Annotated in this window: 1 protein-coding gene; it reads right to left on the reverse strand. The window is 67.8% G+C overall.

The window, feature by feature from the left end; translation table 11 throughout:
* Positions 1-131: 131 nt before the first annotated feature.
* Positions 132-2,108, reverse strand: coding sequence for a threonine--tRNA ligase (gene thrS, locus ACWGI8_RS43210; RefSeq protein ID WP_453668979.1), 1,977 nt, complete (start codon positions 2,106-2,108; stop codon positions 132-134).
* Positions 2,109-2,312: the final 204 nt, after the last annotated feature.

A 2,312-nucleotide genomic window follows, 5' to 3' on the forward strand; every position in this document is an offset into this window, starting at 1 on the left:
ATCTTCGCCCGGGAGGACGAGAAAGGGCCCCCGGAGGACGGGCGTCCTCGGGGGGCCTCTTCGTGAGGCACCGCGGGCCTTGAGGGACCGCGGGCCCCATCAGATCTCGGTGCGCTCCTCGACAACCTTCATCAGATCTCGGTGCGCTCCTCGACAACCTTCGCGATCTTGGCGATGGCCTCGTCGACCGGAATGCCGTTCTCCTGGGAACCGTCGCGGTAGCGGAAGGACACCGCGCCGTTCTCCATGTCCTCGTCGCCCGCGATGACCATGAAGGGCACCTTCTGCTTCTGGGCGTTGCGGATCTTCTTCTGCATACGGTCCGAGGAGGCGTCCACCTCGACGCGCAGCCCCTGCTTCCTCGCCCTGGCGGCGAACTCCTGCAGATACGGGACGTGAGCGTCACCGATCGGGATGCCCAGCGCCTGGACGGGCGCCAGCCACGCCGGGAAGGCACCCGCGTAGTGCTCGAGCAGCACCGCGAAGAAGCGCTCGATGGAGCCGAACAGCGCGCGGTGGATCATGACCGGGCGGTGCTTGGTGCCGTCGGGGCCGGTGTACTCCAGGTTGAAGCGCTCCGGCAGATTGAAGTCGAGCTGGACCGTGGACATCTGCCAGGTACGGCCGATCGCGTCCTTCGCCTGGACGGAGATCTTCGGGCCGTAGAAGGCCGCGCCGCCCGGGTCGGGGGTGAGCGGGAGGCCCTGCTTCTCGGCCACCTGCCGCAGCGCCTCGGTGGCCTCCTCCCAGACCTCGTCGGAGCCGACGAACTTCTCCGGGTCCTTGGTGGACAGCTCCAGGTAGAAGTCGGTCAGACCGTAGTCGCGCAGCAGGTCCAGGACGAAGGTGAGCGTGGTGTCCAGCTCCTCCGCCATCTGCTCCTTGGTGCAGTAGATGTGCGCGTCGTCCTGGGTGAAGCCGCGGGCGCGGGTGAGGCCGTGCACGACGCCCGACTTCTCGTACCGGTACACGGTGCCGAACTCGAAGAGGCGCAGCGGCAGTTCACGGTAGGAACGCCCGCGCGCGTCGAAGATCAGGTTGTGCATCGGGCAGTTCATGGGCTTGAGGTAGTAGTCCACGCCCTCGTCGAGCTGCATGGGCGGGTACATGCCCTCGGCGTACCAGTCCAGGTGGCCCGACTTCTCGAACAGCTTGCCCTTGGTCGCGTGCGGCGAGTACACGAACTCGTAGCCGTGCTCCTCGTGGCGCTTGCGCGAGTAGTCCTCCATGACCCGGCGGATGACGCCGCCCTTGGGGTGGAAGACCGCGAGACCCGAGCCGACCTCGTCCGGGAAGGAGAACAGGTCCAGCTCGTTGCCCAGCTTGCGGTGGTCGCGCTTCTCGGCCTCGGCGAGGAAGTCCAGGTGGGCCTTCAGCTCTTCCTTGGACGGCCAGGCGGTGCCGTAGATGCGCTGCAGCATCGGGTTCTTCTCGCTGCCGCGCCAGTACGCCGCTGCGTTGCGCATGAGCTTGAACGCCGGGATGTTGCGGGTGGTGGGCAGGTGGGGACCGCGGCAGAGGTCCTTCCAGCACAGCTCGCCGGTCTTGGCGTCCAGGTTGTCGTAGATGGTCAGCTCGCCGCCGCCCACCTCGACGTTCGCGCCGTCGTCGGTCGACGCGGAGCCCTTGATGCCGATGAGCTCCAGCTTGTACGGCTCGTCGGCGAGCTCCTCGCGGGCGGCCTCGTCGGTGACGACGCGCCGCGCGAAGCGCTGGCCGCGCTTCTGGATCTCCTGCATCTTCTTCTCGATGGCCTTGAGATCCTCGGGGGTGAACGGCTTCGCGACGTCGAAGTCGTAGTAGAAGCCGTCACGGACCGGCGGGCCGATGCCGAGCTTGGCCTCCGGGAACAGCTCCTGCACGGCCTGCGCCATGACATGCGCGGTGGAGTGCCGCAGGATGTTGAGGCCGTCCTCGGAGGAGATCTCGACGGGCTCGACGGCCTCGCCGTCCTTCACCTGGTACGCGAGGTCCTTCAGTTCCCCCGCGATGCGAGCGGCGATCACGGTGCGCTCGCCGGCGAAGAGCTCGGCTGCCGTGGTGCCCGTGGTCACCACTCGCTCTTCCCGCTCGGAATCGCGTTGGATGATCACACGGACGTCTGACACCGGTCTCTCCTGTCTGAGGGGGAGCACACACGGATACATCGCGCATGCATTACGCCATGCTACCGAGCCGTGCAGGCCGCTCGCGAAACGGTTTCCCCGGGGGCGAGCCGCTGCAACGGCCGGGTCTCCGCCCCGGACCCCGCGCCTCGATCTCCCCCACGCACTGCGGGCGTGGGGGACCGCCGGCCGGGCTCGGTCCTGGCC

Source organism: Streptomyces sp. NPDC054841 (assembly GCF_053611045.1).